The organism is Neisseria sp. P0021.S007 (genome assembly GCF_051956855.1).
The window spans coordinates 1-444 of the sequence record NZ_JBQCXA010001704.1 but is presented as its reverse complement, the minus strand read 5'-3'; the positions used below and the strand labels follow the sequence as shown (position 1 = coordinate 444).

General features: G+C 37.2%; 1 pseudogene. It reads right to left on the bottom strand.

Annotation, left to right across the window (positions count from 1 at the left end):
• A pseudogene (locus tag ACTHUR_RS21015) lies at window positions 1–280 on the bottom strand (CRISPR-associated helicase/endonuclease Cas3); the annotation flags it as partial.
• Between the last annotated feature and the right edge of the window lie 164 nt (window positions 281–444).

The window sequence follows — 444 nt, the reverse complement described above, 5'->3', positions numbered from 1 at the left end:
ACTCTAAAGCAAGCATTTTTGCAATTTTCGCTCCGGCGGTAGCATGATCACCTGAAGGATCGCCATGCAATCGATAATTAAAGGCTTCCGAATATTTCCCTAAGTCATGAATCTGTCCCGTTTAACAGGTAATTTCCTGTGCCCCAAAAACTCGGGCAAACTCCGCCACCATTTCGCCAACATTTACCGAATCGCTTTATAAGGTTTGCCAATGTTCGTAAGGTAAGAGATTGCCGAGTTCATATTGGACGGAATGGACGTAGTAAATTAGGGGTTTCATATTGAAATTCTAAAAAATTCAAATTGATACAGATACAATGATAATATGATATTAAATTTAATATGTAAATAGAAAAAATGCCGTCTGAAACTTTTTCAGACGGCATTGTTATTGATTAACCTTTATAACTTGCTTCTAATATCCTCTACTGCTTTCACTAAGGC